Origin of the sequence: Aeromicrobium sp. (assembly GCF_050700635.1) — a bacterium.
In the GTDB taxonomy this organism is placed as follows: Bacteria; Actinomycetota; Actinomycetes; order Propionibacteriales; family Nocardioidaceae; genus Aeromicrobium.
In genome coordinates this window covers 1-25,039 of the sequence record NZ_JBOHDT010000042.1, presented here as the reverse complement: position 1 = coordinate 25,039, position 25,039 = coordinate 1, and the positions used below count along the sequence as shown (strand labels likewise).

Below are 25,039 nucleotides of genomic sequence, written 5' to 3'. Positions count from 1 at the left end.
GCACTCTTGACGGATGAGACGTCCGGTCGTGATCTCCGTCGCGCTGGGCGCGGTGGGGCTTGCGCTTGCCGCCGCGGCGGTGGGACGTGCCACGGCCGGGAACGACGAGCCGCCCGCCGAGTACCCCCCGATCGTCGTGGAATCGACCGAGCCGCCATCTCCGGCACCATCACCATCACCAACTCCGTCGCCCAGTCGAACGGCTGACGACGATGACGACGACGACTTCTCCCAGGTGAACCCCACACCCCGATCCATCGACGACGACGACGATGACGACGACTGAGCGATGCAGACGACGGCCGTTTCGGGCTTCTCCGTCCGGCAGCGGCTCACCGCCGCTGTCGCTCTCCTGACGGCCACGGCACTCGTGGCGGTGGGGATCGCGCTCTACGCCGTGGAGTCGCGGCGCCTCGCCGCCGACGTCGACCAGACCCTGGCGCAGGAGGTCGGCGAGCTCCGAAGACTGCAGAGGGACGGTATCGACCCCGACACCCAGCAACCGTTCACCTCGGCCGACCGGCTCGTCGAGGCGTTTCTGCAGCGCAATCTTCCCGACCCCAACGAGGTCCTGTGGAACTTCCCGGCCACCGGAAAGCCCACGTACGTCGGCGAGAGTGACTCACGACTTCAGGATTCTCCAGCGTTCCCGGCACTCGTCGAACGAATGCGCACCGAAGGGGGGACGCATGACCTCGTGATCGGCGGGACCCGCTATCGGATCGCCGTCCAGCCGGTCCTCCAGAGCGACGAGCGTGCGGTCTTCGTGGTCAGTCACAACGTGAACGCATCCCGAGACTCACTGAACGGTCTCATTCTCACGTACGCGCTGCTCGGAGCCTTGTCGGTCGTGCTGATCGCCGCGATTGCCTCGTGGCTGGCTGGTCGTCTTCTCCGCCCGGTCACCCGGCTTCGCGACACCGCGCAGGGCATCACCGAGGGGGACCTCGGAGGAAGGCTCGAAGTCACCGGCAACGACGATCTCACCGACCTGCAGCGCACGTTCAACGCGATGCTCGACCGGCTAGAGGACGCATTCGCCAGCCAACGACGGCTGCTCGACGATGCAGCGCACGAGCTCCGAACGCCGCTGACTGTGCTGCGCGGCCACCTGGAGGTCGTCGACGCGGCCGACGCCGAGGACGTGGAGGCCACCCGGGCGCTCTTGCTCGACGAGGTGGACCGCATGGCGCGGCTCGTCTCCGACCTCCTCCTGCTCGCCAAGGCGCAGCGGCCTGACTTCGTCCGGCTCGAACCCACCGATGTCGAGGCCCTGACCAACGGCGCGCTCGATCGGGCCCGAGCCCTGGGCGACCGTTCGTGGACGCTCGACTCGACCACGTCAGTGCTCGTGCAGCTGGATGCGCAGCGCATCACGCAAGCCCTTCTCCAGCTCGCCCAGAACGCCGTGCAGCACACGACGCCAGGTGACGAGATCGGCATTGGTTCAGATCTGCACGGGGACCAGCTCGAGCTCTGGATCCGCGACACCGGAGACGGTGTGCCGGCCTCGATGCGTGCCGACGTCTTCGAGCGGTTCTCACAGGGCGAGTCCACCCACGAGGGGTTCGGCCTCGGGTTGTCGATCGTCTCGGCGATCGCGGAGGCTCACGACGGTCGAGCCGAGCTCGTCGAACAGGGACCCGAGGGTTCCGGCGCGACGTTCCGACTGTCCATCCCGGTCCGGGCCGTCCCGTGAACCGCGTGCTCATCGTCGAGGACGAGGTTCGGATCTCCTCGTTCATCGCCAAGGGTCTCAAAGCCGAGGGCTTCACTCCCACCGTCGTCGCCGACGGCGTCATCGGACTCGACTACGCCCTCACCGGCGAGTTCGACCTGGTCGTTCTCGACATCGGGCTGCCCCGACTCGACGGGTTCGCGATCCTCGAGCGGGTGAGTGTGGAGCGCCCGGAGATGCCGATCGTCGTGCTCACCGCCCGCGACTCCTTGACCGACACGGTGGCGGCGCTCGAGGGAGGCGCTGCTGACTTCATGAGCAAGCCGTTCCGCTTCGCCGAGCTGCTCGCCCGCATCAGGCTGCGCCTTCGCCCGCTGGGCGATGTCGCGCCCGAGGAGATCGTGGTCGGTGACGTCAAGCTCGACGTTCGCAGCCGGCGGGCCTACGTCGGGTCCAAGGAGGTCGAGCTGTCGGCTCGCGAGCTGGCCCTCGCGGAGGTGCTTCTGAGGCACCAGGGTCAGGTCCTCTCGCGCGAACAGCTGCTGTCGCTCGTCTGGGGCTACGACTTCGACCCGGGTTCCAACATCGTCGACGTCTACGTCGGCTACCTGCGCAAGAAGCTCGGCTCCGACGTCATCAAGACGGTTCGCGGTCTCGGCTACCGGGTCGAGTGACGCTCACGAGCTCCGGTTGAGGCTGAAGCCCGACAGCCACGCGGTCGGCAAAGCGTCCATCACCGGCTCGATACGAGCGACGACCTCGGCCGGCGTGGGACGGTCCGCAGGGTCGGGGGCCAGGCAGTCGAGGATGATCGACCCGACCATCGGCGGCACGGTGTCGGGCAGTGCGTACGGTGCATCGTGCAGCTGGGCCCACTGCGGTTGCCGATCGAAGGCGCGGTACCCGGCGGCGGCACGGAACAGCGTCGCTCCCATGCCCCAGACGTCACTGGCCGGACCCACCTGACCCCGGATACCGGGTTCAATCTGCTCGGGAGCCATGTACTCGTCGCTGCCGAGCGGATGATCCAGCTCGGCCGCGACCTTGGACTCCATCGCGAGCGAGAGGTCGATGAGCTTCGCCGGCGCACCCATGATGACGTTGCTCGGCTTGATGTCGAGGTGACTCACACCCTCGGCGTCCAGGTAGTGCAGTGCCGCGCTGAGCTCGAGAGCCAACGGCATGAGCTGGTGGATGGGCAGGGCGCCGTGCTTGCTGATCAGCGACGACAGTGTGGGGCCGTCGACGTACTCCATCACGATGTAGGGGCGCATTGCGCTGTCGTCGTACGAGAACATCCGCACGACGCTCGGGTGCTGGAGACGCTTGAGCATCTCGACCTCGCGGCGGACCACGTGACGTGACGATGCGGAGTCGACGTGCGAGGGACGCAGCATCTTGATGACGACGAGCGTGTGGAGGCGCTCGTCGAACGCCATCCACACCTCGTACATGTCGCCGCCGCCGAGGCGGGAGACGGCGGACAGACCGGGGGCGATCGCGTCGCCCTCGACCAGCCGCCAGGTGTCGCTCATCAGCTCGGTCCTGTGTTCGCCGACGGACCCGAGTTCCGGGTGTTGTTCGTGTTGTTCGTGTTCTTGCTGTCTCTCGTGTTCTTCGTGTTCTTCGTGTTGTTGGTGTTGTCGGTGTTGTTGGTGTTGGAGTCGCTGGCCGCATCGTCCTCGCGGTTGTCGTCGTCCGATTCCACAACCCAGGACGAGGACGTGTCCTCACGCTTGGCGGCCTGATCGGCGTCATCCGCTGAGGCCACGCCGCTGACGACCACCGCTGCGGTCCCGAGTACGAGGGTGGAGGCGACGGCGGCAATGCCGGCGCGGGTGATTCCATTCATTGAACTGCTCCGTTCCTGGTGAGGTTTCGTTGAGACAAACCTCGCGGGGCGCGGTGAAGTGGACGTGAGATCGCGATGAGAGCGTTCTCATCTGCCAGCTCGGTGTCCGTCAGAGCAGCGGGCGCAACGGAGCGAGGAGCAGCTCGCAGGCGCGCACGACGATGTCACGGCTCTCCCACTCGTCGAGGGTCAGCTCGGTCGCGTTGTCGAGGTCGCTCGCGAACACCGTCTCGAGGTGCTTGGTCAGGTCGTCGTCGTGAATCTCGAGGTTGATCTCGTAGTTGCCGGTGAGGCTGAGTCGGTCGATGTTCGCCGTGCCCACGGTCGACCAGCGGCCGTCGATGGTCGCCGTCTTGGCGTGCACCATGGCGTCGCGGTAGCGGAAGATCCGGACGCCGTGGCGCAGCATCTCCCCGTAGAACCCGCGTGACAACCAGTCGGCGACCACGTGGTTGCTCACCCATGGCACCAGGATCTGCACGTCGACACCGCGATCACGAGCGTCCTTGATGGCTTGCAGGATGTCGCGGTCGGGGATGAAGTAGGCGGCCGTCAGGTAGATGTGGTCGGTGGCCCGGTCCATCGCCTCGAGGTACATGCCCCGCACCGGGAACACCAGCTGACGCGGCAGGTTGCGGTGGGCGCGAACCCGCGGATCCCAGCTGGGCGATCCGCGGTCCTTGAGCATCGGCAGTCGGCGGGCGTTCAGGTTCCAGAAGTCGACGAACGCGTTGTCGAGGTCCCAGACCGAACCACCCTCGACTTTCAGGTGGGTGTCACGCCATTCGGTGGCGTACTCCGAGCCGACGTTGTACCCGCCCACGAACGCGGCGGTGTCGTCGACGACGAGGATCTTGCGGTGATCGCGGCCCCAGCGGCGAGGGTTGAAGACGAACCAGCCGGAGATGAGCGGGTACCGCAGCACCTGTACCGGCGCCGGGAACCTCAGGAAGCTGGGCGACACGACGAGGTTCGCGAACCCGTCATAGACGATCCTGACGTCGACGCCACGCTCAGCCGCCCGGACGAGTGCGCGCTTGAAGCGCTGGCCCATCGCATCACCCTTGAAAATGAACGACTCGAACAGGATTCGCTCCTGCGCTCCGGCGATGGCGGTCAGCATGTCGTCGTAGAGGTCGTCGCCGTACGTGTACGTGGTGATCGTGGTGGCCTCGCCGACCGGCACCGCGACCGGCGGGACCCTCGGGAAGCCGTCGCCGCGGTTGGCGCGGTTGCGAACGCGGATCCTCGTCGTGATCATGAGCGCCGCGATGACGACCACCACGGCCGCGAACCAGCCCTGGACGACGGCCCACACCAGCCTGCGCGGGGACGGACGACGCGGGCTCATGGATCGACCCTAGTGGGGTCTGACGGCGAAAACGGCGATCGCGCGAGCGTCGTCACCGCGCTGCTCGTAGAGCGCAAGAAAGTGTCCGTCCGGGTCGAACACGGCCACGGGATCCGCCGTCCCGAGGTCGATACCGAGGATCGGACGTCCGGAGCGGACGTCGGCGGCCTGCGACGCGTCGAGGTCGCGGACCGGGAAGGTCACCCGTGCGGCGGTGTCGAGGTCCGTCATGACGAACCTCGACTCCAGCTCGTCGAGCGTGTGCGCGGAGTCGACGCCGAAGCCACCGACCCGGGTGCGACGCAGCATCGTCAGGTGACCGCCCACTCCGAGCGCCGCACCGAGATCTCGGGCAAGAGCTCGCACATACGTTCCGCTCGAGCAGACCACGCGCACGTCGACGTCCACCACGTCGTCATGTCGGCGCACCTCGCCGAGCTCGAACGTCTCCACTGTGACGGGCCGCGCTGGAAGGTCGACGTCTTCGCCGGCACGGACGCGAGCGTAGGACCGCTTGCCATCGACCTTGATCGCGGAGACTGCCGACGGCACCTGCTCGATCGACCCGGTCAACGGGGCCATTTCCGCCACGATCGCCGCGTCGTCGAGATGACCAGCGGACGCGGAACCGATGATGTCCCCCTCTGCGTCGTCGGTGACCGTCGACTGGCCCAGCCGGATGGTGGCGAGGTACTCCTTGTCGGTGAGCTGCAGGTGCCCGAGCAGCCGGGTGGCCCGGCCGACGCCCAGCACGAGCACACCGGTGGCCATCGGGTCGAGCGTGCCGGCATGGCCGACCTTGCGTGTGGCGGCGATCCGGCGTATCCGTGCGACGACGTCGTGGGACGTCCAGCCGGACGGCTTGTCGACGATCACGAGGCCCGCCGCACCCTCTTCGCTCACGCGGTCGGGTCGTCCTCGTCCTCGTCGTGCTTCTTGTACGGGTCGGCGTCGCCGGCGTACTCGGCGCCGGCTGCCCTGGCCGCCACCGCCTCGTCGGACTCCCGCGCCTTCGCGAGCAGATCCTCGATCTCGCGCGCAGTCTCGGGCACCGCGTCGAGGTAGAACTCCAGCGACGGGGTGTGCCGCAACCCGAGCTGCTTGCCGACCTCGGAGCGGAGCAGGCCGTTGGCACTGCGCAACGCCGCGGCTGTGTCGTCGATCGCCTCCTGCCCGCCCATGACGGTGTAGAACACGGAGGCGTGCTGGTTGTCACCGCTCAACCGGACGTCGGTGAGCGTGATGAACCCGAGCCGGGGGTCCTTGACGCGTCGCTCCAGCATCGAGGCGACGATCACCTTGATCCGGTCTGCGAGCTGTTGAGTTCGCTGACCTGCCATGATTCCCTTCCCACGTCCCGGCCATGGTCACGCCGCCGAAGGCGGCTCACTCCCCGCGCCGTCAGGCGCGGGCCTTCTCGCGCAGCTCGAAGGTCTCGATGACGTCGCCGGTCTTGATGTCGTTGAAGCCCTTGAGCACGATGCCGCACTCGAAGCCTTCGCGAACCTCGGAGACGTCGTCCTTCTCGCGACGCAGGCTGCCCAGGTCGAGATTGTCGGAGACAACCGCACTGTCGCGCAGCAGTCGTGCCTTGGCGTTGCGCTTGATGGTGCCGCTCGTGACCATGCAACCGGCGATGTTGCCGATCTTGCTGGAGCGGAAGATGTCGCGGATCTCGGCAGTACCGAGCTGGACCTCCTCGAATTCCGGCTTGAGCATGCCCTTGAGCGCGGCCTCGATCTCGTCGATCGCCTGGTAGATCACCGAGTAGTACTTGATCTCGACGCCCTCGCGGTCGGCGAGTTCGGTGGCCTTGCCCTGGGGCCGCACGTTGAAGCCGATGATGACGGCGTTCGACGCAGCGGCGAGGTCGACGTTGGTCTCGGTGATGGCACCGACCCCTCGGTCGATGACCCGCAGGTTGACCTCCTCGCCCACATCGATCTGGGAGAGCGCGTCCTCGAGAGCCTCCACCGAACCGGAGCCGTCACCCTTGAGGATCAGCAGCAGCTCGTCGGTCTCGCCCTTCTCGAGGGACGACATGAAGTCCTCGAGCGTGCGGCGGCCGCTGCGCTTGGCCAGTGCGGCGTTGCGCTCACGAGCCTCACGCTTCTCGGCGATCTGACGCGCGGTGCGATCGTCGTCGACGACCATGAAGTTGTCGCCGGCGCCGGGGACGGCCGTGAGGCCGAGCACCAGGGCAGGACGCGACGGGGTCGCCTTCTCGATATTGTCGCCGTGCTCGTCGAGCATGGCGCGCACGCGGCCGAACGCCGATCCGGCCACGAGCGTGTCGCCGACGCGCAGCGTACCGCGTCGGACCAGCACCGTGGCAACGGGACCGCGACCGCGGTCGAGGTGCGCCTCGATGGCGAGACCCTCGGCGTTCTGGTCGGGGTTGGCGCGCAGGTCGAGCGACGCGTCCGCGGTGAGGACGATCGACTCGAGCAGCTGCTCCAGACCGGTTCCGGCCTTGGCAGAGACGTCGACGAACATCGATTCGCCGCCGTACTCCTCCGGCACCAGGCCGTACTCGGTGAGCTGACCACGAGCCTTGCTCGGATCGGCGTCGGGCTTGTCGATCTTGTTCACGGCGACCACGATCGGCACACCGGCGGCCTTGGCATGGTTGAGCGCCTCGACCGTCTGGGGCATGACGCCGTCGTCGGCCGCGACCACCAGCACCGCGATGTCGGTGGCCTGCGCACCACGTGCACGCATGGCGGTGAACGCCTCGTGGCCCGGGGTGTCGATGAAGGTGATGCGTCGCTCCGTGCCGTCGACGTCGGTGGTCACCTGATAGGCACCGATGGTCTGCGTGATGCCACCGGCCTCCTTGTCGACGACGTTGCTGTCGCGCAGGGCGTCGAGCAGCTTGGTCTTGCCGTGGTCGACGTGGCCCATGACGGTGACGACCGGCGGACGCGGCGCGAGGTCCTTCTCGACGCCTTCGTCCTCGCCGAACTCAAGGTTGAACGAATCGAGCAGCTCGCGGTCCTCTTCCTCCGGCGAGACCACCTGGACGTCGTAGTTGAGCTCCTCACCGAGGATCTGCAGGACGTCGTCGTTGACCGACTGCGTGGCCGTGACCATCTCGCCGAGGTGGAACAGCACCTCGACCAGCGAGGCCGCGTCGGCACCGATCTTGTCGGCGAAGTCGCCCAGCGAGGCGCCACGGGCGAGACGGATCGTCTCACCGTCGCCCTTGCGGACACGCACGCCACCGATGGCCGGTGCCTGCATCTGGTCGAATTCCTGACGCTTGGCGCGCTTGCTCTTGCGCCCACGACGGACTGGTCCGCCGGCGCGGCCGAAGGCGCCCTGGGTGCCACCACGACCGCCACGGCCGGGTCCGCCGGGACGTCCGCCGGGGCCACCACCGGGACGACCGCCGCCGGGGCCGCCGAAGCCACCACCGCCACCGCCGCCGGGACGACGATCACCGGTCGGGGCACCACGGCCACCGCCGGATCCGCCGGGTCCGCCGGGTCCGCCGGGTCCGCCGGGACGACCACCGGGGCCGCCCTGACGGGCAGCCGGTCGGCCGGACAGGCCGGACTGCTTGGGCATCATCGCCGGGTTGGGGCGCGGCATGCCCGGACGTGCGGGCGCGCCACCCTCGCGGGCGGCGGGAGGGCGCGGCGCGCGCTCCTGCTGCATGCCCTGGCGTGACGAGAACGGGTTGTTGCCAGGCCGGGCTCCACCTGGTCGCGGGCCGGGACGAGGCCCAGGGGCCGCCTTCGCGGCCGGCTCTGCGGTTTCGTCGGTTGGCGGCTCCGGTGCAGCCGGCGCAGCCGGTGCCTCGGGCTCCTCGGCCATGACCTCGGGGACCGCCTCAGGGACGATCTCCGGGACAGTCTCGAGGACGGGAGGCTCGGGAATCTCCGCCGCGGGTGCCTCCACCGGTTCGGCCGCCGTTTCTGCGGCTTTTTTGGCGGGCGCCTTCTTGGCCGCCTTCTTCTCACCCTGTTGGCGCAAGATGTCGCCGTGCTCCTCGTTGAGGCGGCGCACGACGGGGGCCTCGACAGTGGACGAGGCGGACTTCACGTACTCGCCCATGTCCTGCAGGGTGGACAGGATGATCTTGCTGGGGACTCCGAACTCTTTGGCGAGCTCGTGGACTCTGACAGCCACTCTTCTCCTTCGGGGGTCCGACCCGGAGGAGGATCAGACCACTAGTTGACGTGCAGGCTCATTGGAGGGTGTTCATCGGGTGCTCATGAGCATGTGCTCCGATTCCGGTCGTTGGACGGGCGTTCTGTGCATTTCTCGTGGTCATTCAGTGGGCCGCGGGTCCGACGATGGCGTCGAGCAGGTCCGTGTCGATCGGTCCCTCCACACGGAGGGCCCGGCCGAAGGCCCGGCGACGTCGCGCCAGCTCCAGGCACCGGGGATCGGGATGCAGGTGCGCACCCCGGCCCGGCAACGATCCGCGTTCGTCCGGCGTCATGACCGTGGTCGTTGACGTTCGAACGGCGACGATTCGCACCAGAGTGGTCTTGTCGGCACGTGATCGACATCCGATGCACGTGCGCAACACCGTGGGCAAGTCTACCCCTTCGCTGATGACGCGTCGCCCGCCCCCGGTTCGGTGTCCGACCGGATGTCGATGCGCCAGCCGGTGAGCTTGGCCGCGAGGCGTGCGTTCTGCCCCTCCTTGCCGATGGCCAACGACAGCTGAAAGTCGGGTACGACGACCCGAGCCGCCCGAGCTGTGGTGTCAACCAGCGTGACGCCCTTGACCTGCGAGGGCGAGAGTGCGTGTGCGATGAACTCGGCGGGATCCTCGCTGTGGTCGATGATGTCGATCTTCTCGCCGTGCAGCTCATGGATGACGTTGCGGACGCGTTGGCCCATCGGACCGATGCAGGCGCCTTTGGCGTTCACACCCGGCACGGTCGCACGAACCGCGATCTTGCTGCGGTGACCGGCCTCCCGGGCGATGGCGACGATCTCGACCGAGCCGTCGGCGATCTCGGGTGCCTCGAGCGCGAAGAGCAGCCGGACCAGATTGGGATGGGTGCGCGAGACCTTGACCCGCGGGCCGCGCATCCCCTTCTCGACCTCGTACACGTATGCCTTGATGCGCTCGCCGTGCGCGTACTTCTCCTCGGCGACCCGCTCGGCGGCCGGGAGCAGCGCCTCGACCTTGCCGAGGTCGATCATGACGTCGCCGGGCCGACTCCCCTGCTGGATGATGCCGGACACGATGTCGCCGACCTTGCCGGAGAACTCGCCGTACTTCTGCTCGTCCTCGGCGTCGCGCAGGCGCTGCATGATGAGCTGGCGTGCGATTGCGGCGGCGAAGCGTCCGAAGTCCTGTGGGGTGTGGTCGAACTCCTCGCTGAATCGTGGGGCCGGCTGCTCATCGGGGTCCTGCGTCTCGACTTCGACTCCGTCGTCGGTCTCGTCCTCGAGCCGCTCGCGGGCCCACACCGTGACGTGGCCGCTCTTGCGGTTCAGCTCGACCCTCGCCTGCACGTGCGCACCCGGAGTCTTGTGGTACGCCGAGAGCAACGCGGTCTCGATGGCCTCGACGACGACGCCGAAGGAGATGTCCTTCTCGTGCTCGAGGGCACGGAGTGCGTTCATGTCGATGTCCATGTCAGGCGTCCTTGCGGTGGGGGGATCTGGGCGCACCGGACTTGGGCGCATGGGATTTGGGACGAGTGAGCTCAGGCTCGATGCGCGCGGTCGCAACATCCGAGAGCACGAGCCGTCGCTGCCGGCCGTCGACGGTGACCTCGACGGAGCCATCGGATGTCTCGTCGTCGTTCACGGCGGCGATACGGCCCTTGAGACGCGAACCATCGGCGAGGTCGGCGATGACGAGTCGGCCGAGGTTGCGCCGCCAGTGGCGCGGCATCGTCAGTGGTCGGTCGACGCCGCGCGAGGTGACCTCGAGCGTGTACGGCTGCTCACCCATCACGTCGGACGCATCGAGAGCCTTCGACAGCTCGCGGGTGGCCTGGGTGATGGAGTCGATGGGCACACCGCCATCGGCATCGACGGCGATGCGCAACAGTCGGTTCGAACCGGACCGGGAGAGCTCAACTGCCTCGAGATCGAGGCCGAGGGCGGTGACGCACCGCTCGGCCAGCTGCTCGAGTCGGTCCGTCATGGCGGGCCTCCCTCTTCTGTTGTCGGCACCACGCACAGTGTCGGGACCAGCCTAGGGCACGTCCCCATGGGCTCGCTGTCGTAGCCTTCCCCTGTGATGAGCCGCCGCACGCTTCTGGGCACCGGCCTGACGGCGGCCACGGTCGCGGTCGCCGTCGTCGCAGCGAGGGAGGGCGGTGTCCTCGACGACGCCCTCCAACGTGTGGGCGTGGAACCGCACCCCGAGCCCGATCCGGGCGACACCCGCCGCCTCCGGCGGGCGGCTGAGGCGCAGGGCACGCTCATCGCGGCGATCGACGCCACCATCGCGCGTCATCCACGGCTCGGGCGCGACCTGAAGCCGCTCCGCATGGTGGCCGACGAACAGCTTGTCGCCGTGGGTGGTCGCAGGTCGTCGGCCGAGGCCACCGACGTGCCGACGAACCGGCGGGACGCGGCGGTGGCACTTTCGCGCCTCGCCGGCGACTCCGCGGCGGCCCGTGCGGACGACGCGGTGTCGTCCGGCTCACCCGACGTCGCTCGCGTGCTGGCGTCGATGTCGGCAGGCCTGTCCCAGCTCGCCACCAAGATGGCCGAGGCCTCATGAGTACACGTGAGGACCTTCAAGCGTGGCTAGCGCTCGAGCACGAGGCCGTGTGGCTGTACGGGCTGATCGGTGCCCGGGTGGACAGTCTCGCCGAGCCGGCACTGACGTCGTTCGAGGCTCATCGCGCGGCACGGGACCGCCTCCGCGCGGTGGTGCGCAACGGCGGCGGTCAACCGGTCGGGCCCGCGCTCACGTACGGGGACGAGCTCTTCGACTCGCGCAGGACGGCCCGCGCGGCCGCACGCGACGTGGAGAATCGCGTCGCCGCAGCCTGCCTGACCCTGCTCGGCACCGGCGACGAAGGAATCGGACGGTTCGCCATGGCCGGGTTGCGCCGCGCCGCCCTCGCCTCGCTCGACTGGGGCGCCGATCCGATCGCCTTCCCGGGCCTCGACTGAGCGCCGACGCCGTCAGCGGCAGACGCTGCGGAGGTGCTCAACCGCCTCGGCCAGCGGGACGTCCGTGCGTTCGCCGGCCGCGCGATCCCGGACCTCCACGACACCGTCGACGAGCCCCCTGCCGACCACGACGATCGTGGGCATCCCGAGCAGCTCGGCGTCCTTGAACTTCACCCCGGGTGACACCTTGCGACGGTCGTCGTACAGCACCTCGACACCGACCGACTCCAGCTCGGCCACGAGCGCATCCGCGGTCTCGAACACAGCTTCGTCCTTGCCGGTGGCGACGAGGTGGACGTCGTAGGGCGCGATCTCGCGCGGCCAGATGATGCCGAGGTCGTCGAAGGAGTTCTCGACCACGGCGGCCACCGCCCGGGAGACGCCGACGCCGTACGAGCCCATGGTGACGGTGACCAGCTTGCCGTTCTCGTCGAGCACCTGGAGCCCGAGTGCATCGGCGTACTTGCGGCCGAGCTGGAAGATGTGGCCCATCTCGATGCCGCGCGCCACCTCCAGCGGACCGGATCCGTCCGGCGCCTCGTCACCCGCTCGCACCTCGGCCGCCTCGATCGTGCCGTCCGGCGTGAAGTCGCGGCCTGCGACGAGGTCGATCACGTGTGAACCGTCGGCATCGGCACCGGTGACCCAGCGCGTGCCCGTGACCACCCGGGGGTCGACCAGGAACCGGATGCCGCTCGCGCCGCCCTCCCCCAGCGCGCCGGGCCCGATGTAGCCCTTGGCCAGGTCGGGATGCGCCTCGAAGTCGTCGTCGGTGAACACCTCGACCTCGGCGGGCGCGACCTGGGCCTCCAGCCGTTTCGTGTCGACCTCGCGGTCACCGGGGACGCCGATCGCCAGCGGCTCGCGGGTACCGTCCGGGTGCCGCAGCACGACCAGGACGTTCTTGAGCGTGTCGGCCGCCTCCCACGCGCGGTCGCCCCGCGGGAACGCCACGTTCAGGTGATTCACCAGGGTCTCGATGGTCGGCGTCTCGGGGGTCTGCTCCGCGTGGGCGGCCGGCACGTCGTCGTACGGCAGCGGGTCGGGTGCGACGGTCGTGACGGCCTCGACGTTCGCCGCATAACCGCCGGGCGAGCGGACGAAGGCGTCCTCCCCGGTCTCGGCCACCGCGAGGAACTCCTCGCTGGCCGAGCCACCCATCGCACCCGACGTGGCCTGCACGATGACGTAGTCGAAGCCGAGCCGGTCGAAGATACGAACGTACGCCTCGCGGTGCGCCTGGTAGGCCGCTTCGAGACCCGCGTCGTCGACGTCGAACGAGTAGGAGTCCTTCATGACGAACTCACGTCCGCGCAGGATGCCGGCCCGAGGCCGCGCCTCGTCGCGGTACTTCGTCTGGATCTGGTAGAGGTTTAGCGGCAGGTCCTTGTACGAGGAAAACAGGTCCTTGACGAGCAGCGTGAAGAACTCCTCATGGGTCGGTCCGAGCAGGTAGTCGCCGCCCCTGCGGTCATGGAGACGGAACAGGTTGGGGCCGTAGTCGTCCCAGCGCCCGGTGGTCTCGTAGGGCTCCCGCGGCAGGAGGGCCGGGAACCGCACCTCCTGCGAGCCGATCGCGTCCATCTCCTCACGGACGATCTGCTCGACGCGACAGAGCACCTTGAGTCCGAGCGGCAGCCAGGAGTAGATGCCGGGCGCCACGCGGCGCACATACCCGGCCCGGACGAGCAGGCGGTGGCTCGGGACCTCGGCGTCGGCCGGATCGTCTCGCAGGGTTCGCAGGAAGAGCCGGGACATACGCATGGCCGAAACCCTATCCAGCGGTAGCCGTCATGACTTACGGCAGTACAGGGGCATCCCCGCGCGCAGCGCTGGCAGCCCACCGCAAGGGCGGGATCTGCAGCGGCAGCCGGAGCAGGAGGCCGATCTTGTACCAGGCGGGGGCCTTGCTGCTCCGCCAGCCGTCCAAGGCCATCTGCACGTTGGCGGGGAACACCGCGAGCAGCAGGCCGAAGGAGAGGAGCCCCCCGAGGCGGCGCGTGCCGGGCCGCGTCAACAGGGCCGCGCAGCCGATCTCGGCGACGCCGGAGACGTAGACGAGCTCACGCTTGTACGGCAGCGGCTTGGGCACGATGGCCGTGTAGGGCTTCGGGATCACGAAGTGCAGCACACCGCTCACCGCGAGTATGCCGACGAGATTCCTGATGCCGCTGCTCATGAGGCGATGCTAGCGGCCAAGCTCAGAGCAGGATCGAGGAGAACATCTCGGTCTCGACGAACCCGACCCGCTCGTACGCGCGCCGAGCCGACCGGTTGTGATCGTTCACATACAGCGTGACGACAGGCGCGACCGTCGCCCGCACCTGCTCCACGACGGCCGCCAGCGCACGGACGGAGATGTCCTCGCCGCGCCGGTCCGGCCGCACCCAGACGCCCTGCAGCTGGCAGCCGTCGGGCGTCGCGGCGCCCACCTCGGTCTTGAACAGCACCTCGCCGTCCTCGATGATCGCGAACGCCCAGCCCTGCGAGATGAGCTGCGCCACTCGTGCGCGGTAGCCGCTCGCGCCGCCGACCTCGGGGTCGACACCCACCTCCTCGGTGAACATCGCGACACACGACGGGTAGAGCGTGTTGAACTCGTCGATCGCCACTCGTCGCACGCGGGGGTCGGGCTCCACGATCGGATCCTGGTCGAGCACGAGGAAGGGCTGGAACGGGCGGACCGAGCGCGCCGGCCCCCAGGCCGACTCGACCCGCTCCCACAGCGGCATCACCGCCGACCGCAGGCCGACGAGCGACGACGGCCGTATCCCTCCGGCCAGTACACGATCGGCGAACGCCTCGATGGCGGGCGGTGTGGCCTCGACCGGGACGACGTTGGCTCCTGCGTGACAGGCGGCGACGAGCTCGTCCTCCTCGTAGTATCCCCAGATCCGTCCGCCCATCAGGCGCTCCTGCAGACCGGTGAGGTCCAGTCGATGACGGACGAACAGGTTGACGAGCGGGTCGCGATCGAGCAGGTCACGCAGCGCCGGGATGTCCGGAGCGGTGAGGGCGCGGACGTTCGTCGTGCTGAGCACGGTCACCTCCCCGCGGCTTGGATTGGGGACAGAGTAGACCCGTCAGCTGACGCTGACCTCCGCATTGGAACCTTCGACCGGATCCATGCTCTCGGCGATCCGCATGGCCTCCTCGATGAGGGTCTCGACGATCTTGCTCTCGGGGACGGTCTTGATGACCTCGCCCTTGACGAAGATCTGTCCCTTGCCGTTGCCGCTCGCCACACCGAGGTCGGCTTCGCGGGCCTCCCCCGGGCCGTTGACGACGCATCCCATGACGGCGACGCGCAGCGGGACCTCCATGCCCTCCAGCCCGGCCGTGACCTCGTCGGCCAGCGTGTAGACATCGACCTGCGCCCGTCCGCACGACGGACACGAGACAATCTCCAGCTTGCGTTCGCGCAGGTTGAGGGACTGCAGGATCTGCAGACCGACCTTGACCTCCTCGACCGGAGGTGCGGACAGCGAGACCCGGATGGTGTCGCCGATGCCTTTCGCCAACAGGTGGCCGAACGCCACCGAGCTCTTGATCGTGCCCTGGAAGGCGGGCCCGGCCTCGGTGACCCCGAGGTGCAGCGGCCAGTCGCCGCGCTCGGCGAGCATCTCGTAGGCCTGCACCATGATGACCGGGTCGTTGTGCTTGACCGAGATCTTGAAGTCGTGGAAGTCGTGCTCCTCGAAGAGCGACGCCTCCCACACGGCCGACTCGACGAGAGCCTCCGGCGTCGCCTTGCCATACTTCTCGAGCAGCCGCTTGTCGAGCGACCCGGCGTTGACGCCGATGCGCAGCGAGACTCCGGCGTCGGCGGCGGCCTTCGCGATGTCGCCGACCTGGTCGTCGAACTTGCGGATGTTGCCCGGGTTGACGCGCACGGCGGCGCAGCCGGCGTCGATCGCGGCGAAGACGTACTTCGGCTGGAAGTGGATGTCGGCGATGACCGGGATCTGCGAGTGCTGGGCGATCTGCGGCAGCGCGTCGGCGTCATCGGTGCTGGGGCAGGCGACGCGGACGATGTCGCAGCCGGCGGCCGTGAGCTCGGCGATCTGCTGCAGCGTGGAGTCGACGTCGCTGGTGAGGGTGGTGGTCATGGACTGCACCGAAACCGGCGCGTCGCCGCCGACGTCGACCGTGCCCACCTTGATCTTGCGGGACTGCCGCCGCGGCGCGAGCACCGGCGGAGGCATGGCGGGTAGTCCGAGGTTGGTCAGGTCAGTCATGAGAGCCTCACGGGGTTGACGATGTCGGCGTAGATCAGGATCACGCTCATGACCAGCAGGAGCGCGCCCACGCCGTAGGCGACGGGGAGCATGCGGGCGACGTCGACGTAGCCCGGGTCTGGCGAGCCGCGCATCTTGGCCCAGCCCCGCCGGACGGCCTCCCAGAGGGCGCCGGCGATGTGACCGCCGTCGAGCGGCAGCAGCGGGATGAAGTTGAACAGGGCGAGGAACAGGTTCAGGGAGGCCAGCAGCACCAGCAGTCGCGACGCCCTCTCGCCCCAGGTCGGCTCGTCGAAGGTGACGAGCTCGCCGGCCACCCGGCTCGCGCCGACGACGCTGATCGGGCCGTCCGCCTCACGCTCGGCGCCGAAGGCGGCCTGGGTGACGGCGACCATGCGCTGCGGAAGGTGGAGGATCACGTCGGCGGTGGCCGTCGTGTAGTCGCCCATGACGCTGGCCACCGTGCCGGGACCGTGGCGCACGTAGTCGCGCACCGGCTCGACGCCGAGGAAGCCGACGTTCACGGTGCGTTCCGGATCGTCAAGGGAGGCGCGGGCGATGACGGACGTGGTGATCTGCCTGGAGACCTCGCGTCCGTCGCGCTCGACGACGATGGTGGCCTCACGTTCGCCGTTGCCCCGGATCAGCTTGGTGAGCTGCTCCCACGACGTGATCGCGGTGCCGTTGAAGGACACGAACTCGTCGCCAGGCTGCAGTCCGGCCAGTCGCGCGGGGGTGACGGGGTCGTCGTTGGTGCAGGCTCGGCCGGCCTCGGCATCGCTGATCGCGCAGTCGGACACGGCGTTGACCCTGGTGGTGGGCTCCTGGATGCCGAATCCCATGATGACGATCGAGAACAGCACCACCGAGATGAGCACGTTGACGATCGGGCCGCCGGACATCACGATCAGCTTCTGCCACCACGGCTTGCGGTAGAACAGGCGGTCCTGGTCGGCGTCGGTGACGTGTTCGTACTCGGCGTGGCGAGCGTCGGCGACGAGCTGCGTGAACAGACCGGTATTGGTGGCGCGGACCTTGTGCGGGTCGTCGGTCTTGGCCGGCGGCAGCATGCCGACGAGCTTCACGTAGCCGCCGAGCGGGATCCACTTGATGCCGTACTCGGTCTCGCCGCGCTTGGTCGACCAGAGGGTGTTGCCGAAACCCACGAAGTACTGCGTGACCTTGATGCCGAACTTCTTGGCCGGGTACATGTGCCCGACCTCGTGCAGGGCGATGGAGATGATGACGCCGAGGATGAACAGCACCACGCCAAGCGTGTAGATCAGTGCGTTCATTGCTCTCTCCCGCCCACCCTGGACTCCACCAGGGCTCGGGCCCGCTCACGTGCCCGGACGTCGGCCTCGAGCACGCTAGCGAGCGTCAGATCGGCATGGGTGACGTCGGCGCCCGCGACATGCTCCTCGAGCACCGCGCCCACCGTGTCCACGATGCCAAGGAAGTCCAAATCCCCGGCCACGAACGCGTCGACACAGACCTCGTTGGCGGCGTTGAGCACCGCCGGCGCCGTGCGTCCGAACTCGCCGGCCTGACGGGCCAGGCGCACAGCGGGGAAGGCCGTCTCGTCGAGCGGCGCGAACTCCCAGGTCGTGGCATGAGTCCAGTCACAAGGGCTGGCCACGTCCGGCACTCGCTCGGGCCAGGCGAGACCTAGCGCGATCGGCAGCTTCATGTCCGGCGGCGACGCCTGCACCATGGTGGACCCGTCGACGAACTCGACCATCGAGTGCACGACCGAGGACGGATGCACCACCACGTCGATGCGCTCGAACCCGATGCCGAAGAGCAGGTGCGCTTCGATGACCTCGAGACCCTTGTTCACAAGGGTCGCCGAGTTGATGGTGATGACCGGGCCCATGTCCCAGGTGGGATGGGCCATCGCCTCGTCGGGGGTGACGTCCGCGAGCTCCGCCCTGGTGCGGCCGCGGAAGGGACCACCGCTGGCGGTGACGATCAGGCGACGCACGTCATCGATGCTCTCGCCCCGCAGCGCCTGAGCGAGCGCGGAGTGCTCACTGTCGACCGGGACGATCTGGCCGGGCTTGGCCGCACCGGTGACGAGCTCGCCACCCACGATGAGGGACTCCTTGTTCGCGAGGGCGAGGGTGGCACCGGTGTCGAGAGCCGCGAGCGTGGGCTCCAGCCCGACCGACCCGGTCAGGCCATTGAGAACGACGTCGCAGGGGGTGCGAGCAGCCTCGATGGCGGCGTGTGGACCGGCCACCAGACGGGGTACGCGGTGGTCGCCCTCGGAGAAGCTCCGACGCTTCGCCTCGGCGTAGAGCGCGAGCTGCACGTCCTGTGCTGCGCTCGCCTTGGCGACCCCCACGAGTGAGACCTCATGCTCGAGCGCCTGGCGGGCGAGCAGCGCCGGGTCGTTGCCGCCGGCTGCGACCGCGACGATCTCGAACCGTTCCGGGTTCGCGGCGACGACCTCGAGGGCCTGGGTGCCGATCGAGCCCGTGGAGCCGAGAATGGCGACGCGCTTTCGCATGCCGCCATTCTCCCCCATCGGGTTCTACTTCACCTCGGCCCGTAGCAGTCGCCAGATGCCGAGCGTGAGCGGAATGACCAGCCAGATCAGACCTGTCACGGCGAGCTGAGCCCATTCCTGGCCGTCCAGCTTGAAGTCACCCGTGAACAACGGCTCCTGGGCGGTGTTGAAGTCGACCCACGGAACGATGTCCGCGAATCCGTCGATGACGGCGCTCAGGATCCCGAGGACGGTCGGCAGAACCAACGAGTACAGGATGTAGACGACGATCGCGGCCGCGGTGTTCATCAGCAGCATCGCGATGGCGAAGCCGACGAGCACTCCGAAGATGTTGGCGAGAACGAAGTTCAGGATCACGTTGGAATCCATGGACCACGACACGTCGCCGTCTCGGATCACACCGGCGAACGCGGTCGCGAGCGTGGCGATGCCGAATGCGAGAGCGAGCACCGCGAGTGAGATCAGCGTTCCCGCCGCAAGCTTCGCGACGACGACGCGCGAGCGTCGCGGCTCGAGCGTGAACGTCACCAGACCCGTGCGTTGGCCCCATTCGGCCGTGACCAGCATGATCAGGATGATCGGCAGGAAGAAGCCCAGGATGCCGCCGGCGATGCTGGCCATCTCCTGGTAGTCGTAGAAACCGGGCTCGGCGAAGATCGCGAAGAGTGCGAGGGCGAGGGCGCAGATGATCAGGATCGATGCGCTGAACCAGCGTCCGGCCCGGGTGTCGAACGACTTGCGGATCTCCACCTTGATCAAGCGGGGCAGGGGAACGCCGTGGCGGCCCGTGTCGATCGTCGTCATGGTCGTGCTCATGCCTGGTCTCCTTCGGTGATGACGTCGCGCTGGCTCTGGGTCGTGAGCTGGAGGAACATCTCCTCGAGACCCGCGCCGTCGGCGGGCCGCAGCTCGATGAGTGCGACACCGGCAGCCGCGGCTGCCTTGCCGACCTGCTCCGGTGACGCCTCGGTGGTCAGACCGTCGCGTGACGGCGTGGAAGCGATGCCCGCCGACGTCAGCGCGTTGGCCAGCGCCGATGCGTCGGCCGCCTGGACGAAGGTGTCGGCCGACTGCAACAGCTCGGCCTTCGTGCCCTGGGCGACGATGCGTCCGTTGCCGATGACGATGATCTCGTCGGCGATGATCTGCACCTCGTGCAGCAGGTGGGAGGAGAGCAGGATCGTGCCACCGCGGTCGGCGTAGGTGCGCAGGAGGCTGCGCATCCAGTGGATCCCGGCCGGGTCGAGGCCGTTGGCGGGCTCGTCCAGAATCAGGATCTTCGGGTCGCCGAGCAGCGCGTGGGCGATGCCGAGCCGTTGCCGCATGCCGAGCGAGTAGTCGCCCACTCGACGTTTGGCCTCGCTCGGCGTCAGGCTGACCAGCTCGAGCATCTCCTCGACGCGGGACATGGGCAGCCCCATCGTCGTGGCGCCGAGGGCGAGGATCTCGCGTCCCGTGCGGCCCACGTGCTGCGCGGACGCGTCGAGGAGCACGCCGACCTGGGTGCCCGGGTTGGGGATGTCGTGGTATCTGACACCGGCCACAGCCGTGGAGCCTGCGGTCGCAGGTGTGAGTCCGGCGATGACGCGCATCGTCGTGGACTTGCCCGCACCGTTGGGCCCCAGGAATCCGGTGACGGCCCCGGGCCGACAGGAGAAGGTGATGTCGTCGACGGCACGGACGTCGCCGTACGTCTTGGAGAGGTGTTCGACAGTGATCATGGGTACAGCCTTGCCGACCCGGGGTCACGCGTACATCGGTCGGCGGTACAAAGATCGTCAGTCAAAAGTATGAGGTGTCGTCGACCGGAGGCCGTAGTGGCGGCGACTCCCGGACCCTAGCCTTGAACCGTGCAGGCCATCGACTACCAGCCCCGGCTGACCACGTGGAGCCACGTGTGGCGCTTCGTGGTGATGGTCGCCATCTCCGCGGGCGGCTGGTTCGAGCTGGCCGTGTGGCAGTGGGAGAACGATCGTCGATGGTTCGCCATCGACCTGGCGATCGGCCTGCTGTGCTTCGCAGCCGTGACTCAGCGTCGTCGTCACCCAGTCGGGGTGGCGCTGTTCACGAATGTCATCGGCGCCGTGTCCGGCAGCGCCTCGGGGCCGGCCGTCCTGGCGACGGTCTCGGTCGCCACCCGCCGCCGGTGGCGCGAGATCATCCCCGTCGCGCTGGTCTCGCTCGCCTCCGCCGTGGTGCTGTACTCGATCAACCCGGCGACTGAGGACCCGTTGCTGCTCACCCTGACGATCGTGGTCGCCGCCATCGCCGTCGCCGTCGGCTGGGGCATGTACATCGGGTCACGACGCGAGCTGCTCGCCACCTTGCGCGAACGCGCCGAGACGGCTGAGTCCGAGCAGGCGGCGCGCGTCGCGCAGGCACGCACCGCGGAACGGAGTCGGATCGCACGGGAGATGCACGACGTCCTCGCGCACCGCATCTCTCTGGTCACGATGCACGCCGGGGCTCTGTCCTACCGCACGGACCTCACGCCCGAGCAGGTCCGCGAGACCGCCGACATCATCCAGGACAGCTCGCACCAGGCGCTGGCCGAGCTGCGTCAGGTGCTCGGCGTGCTGCGTGAGGATCCCGGCGACGCCGACCCCGAGCGTCCGCAACCGTCTGCCGAGGATCTGCCCGGACTGATCGAGGAGGCTCGGGCGACGGGCATGAATGTCGTGATGACACGGGGACGGCCCGTCGCGGACGTGCCTGAGGGCATCGGTCGCGACGCGTACCGCATCGTCCAGGAGGCACTCACGAATGCCCGCAAGCACGCTCCCGACACGCTGGTCACCGTCGACGTGCGGGGCCGGCCGGGCGAGGGGCTGAACGTCGAGGTTCGGAATCCACTGCGGGTGGGTGCTCCCCCCGTCCTGCCGGAGTCCGGCCTGGGTCTGGTGGGTCTCACGGAGAGGACGGCGCTCGCCGGCGGCCACCTGCGACACGAGGTGACGTCCGAGGGCGAGTTCACGTTGACCGCCTGGCTACCGTGGCCGGCATGACGCGCGTCCTCATCACCGACGACGACGCCCTGGTCCGGGCCGGGCTGGCACTCATCCTCGGCGGAGCGCCCGGGCTCGAGGTGGTGGCTGAGGCGGCGAACGGCGCCGAGGCCGTCGAGAAGGCGCGCGGTGATGACATCGACGTCGTGCTCATGGACCTGCGCATGCCGGTCATGGACGGCATCGCCGCGACGTCGGCCATCACGGCGCTCGCCGACCACCCCAAGGTCATCGTCCTGACCACGTTCGACGCCGACGAGTACGTCGTGCGAGCGCTGGCGGCGGGAGCGAACGGCTTCCTGCTGAAGGACACCGCGCCGGAGGAGATAGTCGCGGCCATCGGCAAGGTCGTGGCCGGCGAGCCGATGCTGTCGCCGACCATCACGACGCGGCTGATCCGTCAAGTCACCGACAACGCCCCGGACGACCGCTCCGCTGCGGCGCTCGCACTCGTCGACTCCCTCACCGACCGCGAGCGCGACGTCGCGCTGGCGGTGGGGCGCGGAAGCTCCAACGCCGAGATCGCCCAGCAGCTCCACCTGAGCATCGCCACGGTCAAGGCCCACATCTCGCACCTGTTCCTGAAGCTCGACGCCACCAACCGCGTCCAGGTCGCCATCTGCATGCACGACGCCGGCCTTCTCTGAGCCCGAGTTACCGCGCCCTCGAGTGGCGCACGTTGCTCAGGCGATGGTCGTCCCCGCGAGCAGGACGTCGACGATCGGTGCGAACGACTCACGGACGGCCGCGCGATAGCCCGGTGGGTCGGACGGCAGGGACGGCGCGGGGTCGGATGCGCCGACCTTCTGGAGGAGCGACAGGTCGACGTCGTCGCCGCCCATGTGGATGACGACACCGTCCTCCTCGTCGGCGATCCGAACCTCTCCTGCGTCGCTCGGCACGGCACCGAGGCGAATGCAGGCGCAGACGATGACGACCTGGAGATTGCCGCGAGACACGTCGAGGTCGACCTCGTCGCCAGCCCGCACGCCGACGGCACCCAGGCCGCCGGCCAGCGCCGCGGAGCGCTCGAGCAGGCGCGCGAAGGTGAGCGTTCCGGTGGCGTCCGCGCAGGCGATGCCGTCGCCGCGGCCGTCGACGACATGGCGATCGAGCAGGTCGAAGCCGAGCGACGACACGCTCAACGACCCTCGAACACCGGTGGTCGCTTCTCCTCGCGTGCCTTGGCCGCCTCGCGGACGTCCTCGCTGGCCCACACCGCCTCGAACGATGCGTCGATGGCAGCGTCGTCCTTGGGCGAGCCATTCAGGATCAGTTTGTTGTGAGCCAGTGCGAGCGGTGCGAGGGTGGCGATCTTGTGCGCCCAGGCCATCGCGTCGTCGAGGCTTCCGGCCCGGTCGGCCAGGCCGCAGCGCACGGCCTCGTCACGGTCGAGGGTCTCGGCGACGAGCATGAGTCGCCGCGCGGGCCCGGTGCCGGCGAGCTGGGCCAGCGTGCGGATCGTCCAGGCATCCACGGCCATCCCGTTCTTGGCCGTCGGGACGGCGAACCGCGCGGTCTCGTCGGCCACCCGCAGGTCGCAGGCGATCGCCAGCTGCGTGCCGGCACCGATCGCGGGTCCGTTGACGGCGGCGACGATCGGCACCGGGACGTGCGCGAGGTGGTGGAGCATTCCGTACAGCGCCTCGAGGAATTCCGGTCCGTACACTCCGCCGAGGTCGGCGCCGGAGCAGAACACCGATCCTTGACCGGTGACGACGATCGCCCGCGCGCCGCCGTCGATCGCGTCATCGACGGCCGCGTGGATGGCTCGGCACAGCTCGATGTTGAGAGCGTTGCGACGCTCCTCGCGCTGCAGCTCCAGCACCACGACGTCGCCGTCCCGAGTGACTCCCAACACGCGCACAACCTACCGGTCAGGCGACTTCCATCTGTCCCCAGGGAGATCCGTAGTCGGTCAGCAGCTCGAGGAACGGGACGGCGTCGAACGCCTCCGGACCGAGCACGCCGGCGCCGGACCACGTGCCGTTCGCCAGCAGCTCGAGCGCGGCGACGGGGTTGATCGCCGTCTGCCACACGACGCACTGGTGGCCGTACTCCTTCATCGACCAGTCGTTGTCGACGACGTGGTAGAGGTACGTGGAGCGCGGCTCGCCGTCCTGGCCGGTGCCGGTGACCCACAGCCCGGCGCAGGTCTTGCCGTGCATCTTGTCGCCCAGCGTCGCCGGGTTGGGCAGGCACGCGGCGACGACGTCGCGCGGGCTCACCTCGACGCCTCCGATGCGAACCTTCTCGGTCGAGTCGAGCCCTAGCTTCTGCAAGGTCTTGAGCACTCCGATGAACTCGTCGCCCAACCCGTACTTGAACGTCGCCCGCTTGGCCTCGACCCAGCGCGGCATCAGGAGCACCTCCTCGTGCTCGACGTTCACGCACTCGACCGGTCCGATGCCCTCCGGGAAGTCGAAGACCTCCGGCTCGCTGAACGGCGGCGTGGTGAACCAACGCTCGTCCTGCCATATGACCGGCGGGTTGAGGCACTCCTCGATCGTCGTCCAGATGGAGAACGACGGTGCGAACTCGTAACCGTCGACGGTCAGGTTGGCGCCGTCACGGGTGCCGAGCTCGTCGATGGACGAGAACAGGTGGTCGGCGGCGTAGCGAGCGAACACGTCGGAGAGACCCGGCTCGACCCCGATGCCGACGAGGGCGAGCCGGCCGGCCGACTCCCAGGCGTCCGTAGCGGCGAACTGCTCGTCGCCGAGCTTGACGCCACACTCCTCGTACGGGTGCTCCGGGTGCGGCTTGGACAGGCTCATCGCCATGTCGAGGTAGTCGGCGCCCGCCGCCAGCGCACCCTCGAAGATCGGCATCACGAAACGCGGGTCGACCGCGTTCATGACGTGCGTCGCGCCCGACTCACGGGCCAGACGCTCCACCGAACCTGCGTCCGAGGCGTCGACCTGCGCGGCCGAGAAGCGAGCATCGTCCACCTCGGCGACGGCTCGCTGTGCGCTCTCGCGGGCGCAGTCGGCCACCACGACCGCCTCGAAGAAGTCGCGGCGAGTGGCGATCGAGCAGAACGCGGACCCGACGCCGCCGGCGCCGACCAGCAGGATGCGCAACGGCCTACGCCTCCAGGTTAGTCATCACATGCTTGACGCGCGTGTAGTCCTCGAGGCTGTACATCGACAGGTCCTTGCCGAATCCGGAATGCTTGAACCCGCCGTGCGGCATCTCGGCGACGAGGGGGATGTGGGTGTTGATCCACACACAGCCGAAGTCGAGCCGCCTGGCCATGCGCATCGCGCGGCCGTGGTCCTTGGTCCACACCGACGACG

The 25,039-nt window shown here is 68.6% G+C and carries 28 protein-coding genes; 7 read left to right on the top strand and 21 right to left on the bottom strand.

The window, feature by feature from the left end:
• The first annotated feature begins 13 nt into the window (after positions 1 to 13).
• Genes ACRDPN_RS03015 through ACRDPN_RS03005 form a run of 3 tightly spaced genes read left to right on the top strand, consistent with a single transcriptional unit; the run spans position 14 to position 2,352 of the window.
• Positions 14 to 286: a hypothetical protein gene (locus tag ACRDPN_RS03015; RefSeq protein ID WP_431445843.1), complete on the top strand. Its 273-nt coding sequence runs from the start codon at positions 14 to 16 to the stop codon at positions 284 to 286.
• A gap of 3 nt (positions 287 to 289) precedes the next feature.
• Positions 290 to 1,699: a sensor histidine kinase gene (locus ACRDPN_RS03010; RefSeq protein ID WP_431445842.1), complete on the top strand. Its 1,410-nt coding sequence runs from the start codon at positions 290 to 292 to the stop codon at positions 1,697 to 1,699.
• Positions 1,696 to 2,352 carry a response regulator transcription factor gene (locus ACRDPN_RS03005; RefSeq protein ID WP_431445841.1) on the top strand — a complete coding sequence of 219 codons (657 nt, stop codon included), beginning with the start codon at positions 1,696 to 1,698 and terminating at the stop codon, positions 2,350 to 2,352. The genes ACRDPN_RS03010 and ACRDPN_RS03005 overlap by 4 nt, the downstream gene beginning before the upstream one ends.
• A 3-nt stretch (positions 2,353 to 2,355) precedes the next feature.
• On the opposite strand, the gene ACRDPN_RS03000 is transcribed toward ACRDPN_RS03005, so the two are convergent.
• The 9 genes from ACRDPN_RS03000 to rimP form a co-directional block, all read right to left on the bottom strand.
• A complete protein-coding gene (locus ACRDPN_RS03000) occupies positions 2,356 to 3,213 on the bottom strand; it encodes a serine/threonine-protein kinase (protein ID WP_431445840.1) in 858 nt (285 codons plus the stop codon).
• Positions 3,213 to 3,530, bottom strand: coding sequence for a hypothetical protein (locus ACRDPN_RS02995; RefSeq protein ID WP_431445839.1), 318 nt, complete (start codon positions 3,528 to 3,530; stop codon positions 3,213 to 3,215). Before ACRDPN_RS02995 ends, ACRDPN_RS03000 begins: the two co-directional genes overlap by 1 nt.
• A gap of 109 nt (positions 3,531 to 3,639) precedes the next feature.
• Positions 3,640 to 4,881 (bottom strand): phospholipase D-like domain-containing protein, encoded by a 1,242-nt coding sequence (locus ACRDPN_RS02990; RefSeq protein WP_431445838.1) that lies wholly within the window; start codon positions 4,879 to 4,881, stop codon positions 3,640 to 3,642.
• Between the two features lie 9 nt (positions 4,882 to 4,890).
• Positions 4,891 to 5,784, bottom strand: a complete 894-nt coding sequence (truB, locus tag ACRDPN_RS02985; protein WP_431445837.1) for a tRNA pseudouridine(55) synthase TruB — start codon at positions 5,782 to 5,784, stop codon at positions 4,891 to 4,893.
• The gene (gene rbfA, locus ACRDPN_RS02980) at positions 5,781 to 6,221 is read right to left on the bottom strand and encodes a 30S ribosome-binding factor RbfA (RefSeq protein ID WP_431445836.1); all 441 of its coding nucleotides are present in this window, start codon (positions 6,219 to 6,221) and stop codon (positions 5,781 to 5,783) included. The genes truB and rbfA overlap by 4 nt, the downstream gene beginning before the upstream one ends.
• Positions 6,222 to 6,282: 61 nt before the next feature.
• Positions 6,283 to 9,015, bottom strand: a complete 2,733-nt coding sequence (gene infB, locus ACRDPN_RS02975; protein ID WP_431445835.1) for a translation initiation factor IF-2 — start codon at positions 9,013 to 9,015, stop codon at positions 6,283 to 6,285.
• A 145-nt stretch (positions 9,016 to 9,160) separates the two neighbouring features.
• Complete coding sequence (locus ACRDPN_RS02970) at positions 9,161 to 9,421, bottom strand: YlxR family protein (RefSeq protein WP_431445834.1); 261 nt, start codon at positions 9,419 to 9,421, stop codon at positions 9,161 to 9,163.
• An 11-nt stretch (positions 9,422 to 9,432) separates the two neighbouring features.
• Complete coding sequence (gene nusA / locus ACRDPN_RS02965; protein ID WP_431445833.1) at positions 9,433 to 10,485, bottom strand: transcription termination factor NusA; 1,053 nt, start codon at positions 10,483 to 10,485, stop codon at positions 9,433 to 9,435.
• A gap of 1 nt (position 10,486) precedes the next feature.
• Positions 10,487 to 11,002, bottom strand: coding sequence for a ribosome maturation factor RimP (rimP, locus tag ACRDPN_RS02960; protein WP_431445832.1), 516 nt, complete (start codon positions 11,000 to 11,002; stop codon positions 10,487 to 10,489).
• A gap of 96 nt (positions 11,003 to 11,098) precedes the next feature.
• Here rimP and ACRDPN_RS02955 point away from each other — a divergent pair, with 96 nt between their 5' ends.
• The gene (locus ACRDPN_RS02955; RefSeq protein WP_431445831.1) at positions 11,099 to 11,587 is read left to right on the top strand and encodes a hypothetical protein; all 489 of its coding nucleotides are present in this window, start codon (positions 11,099 to 11,101) and stop codon (positions 11,585 to 11,587) included.
• Entirely contained in the window at positions 11,584 to 11,985 is a 402-nt protein-coding gene (locus ACRDPN_RS02950) for a DUF4439 domain-containing protein (protein WP_431445830.1), read from the top strand. Before ACRDPN_RS02955 ends, ACRDPN_RS02950 begins: the two co-directional genes overlap by 4 nt.
• A gap of 12 nt (positions 11,986 to 11,997) precedes the next feature.
• Here ACRDPN_RS02950 and ACRDPN_RS02945 read toward each other — a convergent pair whose 3' ends face one another.
• Genes ACRDPN_RS02945 through ACRDPN_RS02910 form a run of 8 tightly spaced genes read right to left on the bottom strand, consistent with a single transcriptional unit; the run spans position 11,998 to position 20,456 of the window.
• Positions 11,998 to 13,749 carry a proline--tRNA ligase gene (locus tag ACRDPN_RS02945; protein ID WP_431445829.1) on the bottom strand — a complete coding sequence of 584 codons (1,752 nt, stop codon included), beginning with the start codon at positions 13,747 to 13,749 and terminating at the stop codon, positions 11,998 to 12,000.
• A gap of 34 nt (positions 13,750 to 13,783) precedes the next feature.
• Complete coding sequence (locus ACRDPN_RS02940; protein WP_431445828.1) at positions 13,784 to 14,164, bottom strand: DoxX family protein; 381 nt, start codon at positions 14,162 to 14,164, stop codon at positions 13,784 to 13,786.
• A gap of 22 nt (positions 14,165 to 14,186) precedes the next feature.
• Positions 14,187 to 15,026: a GNAT family N-acetyltransferase gene (locus tag ACRDPN_RS02935; protein ID WP_431445827.1), complete on the bottom strand. Its 840-nt coding sequence runs from the start codon at positions 15,024 to 15,026 to the stop codon at positions 14,187 to 14,189.
• A gap of 42 nt (positions 15,027 to 15,068) precedes the next feature.
• Entirely contained in the window at positions 15,069 to 16,223 is a 1,155-nt protein-coding gene (ispG, locus tag ACRDPN_RS02930; RefSeq protein WP_431445826.1) for a flavodoxin-dependent (E)-4-hydroxy-3-methylbut-2-enyl-diphosphate synthase, read from the bottom strand.
• On the bottom strand, positions 16,220 to 17,518 hold the full coding sequence (locus tag ACRDPN_RS02925; RefSeq protein ID WP_431445825.1) for a M50 family metallopeptidase: 1,299 nt from the start codon (positions 17,516 to 17,518) through the stop codon (positions 16,220 to 16,222). The genes ispG and ACRDPN_RS02925 overlap by 4 nt, the downstream gene beginning before the upstream one ends.
• Positions 17,515 to 18,735, bottom strand: a complete 1,221-nt coding sequence (gene dxr / locus ACRDPN_RS02920) for a 1-deoxy-D-xylulose-5-phosphate reductoisomerase (protein ID WP_431445824.1) — start codon at positions 18,733 to 18,735, stop codon at positions 17,515 to 17,517. Before dxr ends, ACRDPN_RS02925 begins: the two co-directional genes overlap by 4 nt.
• A gap of 24 nt (positions 18,736 to 18,759) precedes the next feature.
• Positions 18,760 to 19,551, bottom strand: coding sequence for an ABC transporter permease (locus ACRDPN_RS02915; RefSeq protein WP_431445823.1), 792 nt, complete (start codon positions 19,549 to 19,551; stop codon positions 18,760 to 18,762).
• Positions 19,548 to 20,456, bottom strand: a complete 909-nt coding sequence (locus tag ACRDPN_RS02910; RefSeq protein WP_431445822.1) for an ABC transporter ATP-binding protein — start codon at positions 20,454 to 20,456, stop codon at positions 19,548 to 19,550. The genes ACRDPN_RS02915 and ACRDPN_RS02910 overlap by 4 nt, the downstream gene beginning before the upstream one ends.
• Before the next feature lie 129 nt (positions 20,457 to 20,585).
• On the opposite strand from ACRDPN_RS02910, the gene ACRDPN_RS02905 reads away from it, so the two are divergent.
• Both ACRDPN_RS02905 and ACRDPN_RS02900 read left to right on the top strand, forming a co-directional pair.
• Positions 20,586 to 21,740 carry a sensor histidine kinase gene (locus ACRDPN_RS02905; protein ID WP_431445821.1) on the top strand — a complete coding sequence of 385 codons (1,155 nt, stop codon included), beginning with the start codon at positions 20,586 to 20,588 and terminating at the stop codon, positions 21,738 to 21,740.
• Complete coding sequence (locus tag ACRDPN_RS02900; protein WP_431445820.1) at positions 21,737 to 22,387, top strand: response regulator; 651 nt, start codon at positions 21,737 to 21,739, stop codon at positions 22,385 to 22,387. The genes ACRDPN_RS02905 and ACRDPN_RS02900 overlap by 4 nt, the downstream gene beginning before the upstream one ends.
• 36 nt (positions 22,388 to 22,423) lie before the next feature.
• Here ACRDPN_RS02900 and ACRDPN_RS02895 read toward each other — a convergent pair whose 3' ends face one another.
• The 4 genes from ACRDPN_RS02895 to ACRDPN_RS02880 all read right to left on the bottom strand — a co-directional run.
• A complete protein-coding gene (locus tag ACRDPN_RS02895; RefSeq protein WP_431445819.1) occupies positions 22,424 to 22,879 on the bottom strand; it encodes an AMP-binding protein in 456 nt (151 codons plus the stop codon).
• A 2-nt stretch (positions 22,880 to 22,881) separates the two neighbouring features.
• On the bottom strand, positions 22,882 to 23,601 hold the full coding sequence (locus tag ACRDPN_RS02890; protein WP_431445818.1) for an enoyl-CoA hydratase: 720 nt from the start codon (positions 23,599 to 23,601) through the stop codon (positions 22,882 to 22,884).
• 16 nt (positions 23,602 to 23,617) lie between these two features.
• Positions 23,618 to 24,823: a saccharopine dehydrogenase family protein gene (locus tag ACRDPN_RS02885; protein ID WP_431445817.1), complete on the bottom strand. Its 1,206-nt coding sequence runs from the start codon at positions 24,821 to 24,823 to the stop codon at positions 23,618 to 23,620.
• 4 nt (positions 24,824 to 24,827) lie between these two features.
• A partial coding sequence (locus ACRDPN_RS02880) for an aldehyde dehydrogenase family protein (RefSeq protein WP_431445816.1) occupies positions 24,828 to 25,039 on the bottom strand: 212 nt, incomplete at its 5' end.